This is a genomic window from Paracoccus sp. Z118 (genome assembly GCF_019061185.1).
In the GTDB taxonomy this organism is placed as follows: domain Bacteria; phylum Pseudomonadota; class Alphaproteobacteria; order Rhodobacterales; family Rhodobacteraceae; genus Paracoccus.
In genome coordinates this window covers 1-432 of sequence record NZ_JAHQZU010000135.1, presented here as the reverse complement: position 1 = coordinate 432, position 432 = coordinate 1, and the positions used below count along the sequence as shown (strand labels likewise).

Sequence of the window (432 nt, the reverse complement as noted above, 5' to 3'; positions counted from 1 at the left end):
GATTTCGGCAACCAGCCCAAGCGTCGGCTCTCAGGAGCACTGCTGTCCAGCGTTAGATACCACCGACAGCCAGCTCTGTGCCGATGTTCACAGGCGCACACCTTCAGCGTCGTCTGCCGGGCGGTTTCGAGGTCTTGTTTCCCCGCGGTCCCGACTGGATGGGGGTGTTGCTCCGGTTTTCCTCGAGAAGCTTGCGCCAGCGAGCAACTCGCACCCGATCCAGCGTTCCGGCGGCGACTGCCGCCTGGACTGCGCATCCCGGCTCATGGGAGTGGGGTGCAGTTCCCGAAGCGGCATAGGGGCGCAAGCTCGGCGATCTCGGCAAACAGCAGGTCCAGGAGATATCGCTGACATGCAGCGTCCGAATGCCGGGCGTGTCGATTACCCAGCCGCCGCCGACAATCGCATGGAGCGAGCGCGATGTGGTCGTGT

General features: G+C 64.1%; 1 pseudogene. It reads right to left on the bottom strand.

Annotated features, from left to right (window positions below):
• Window positions 1–103: 103 nt before the first annotated feature.
• A pseudogene (locus KTN05_RS17875) lies at window positions 104–432 on the bottom strand (GTPase RsgA); the annotation flags it as partial.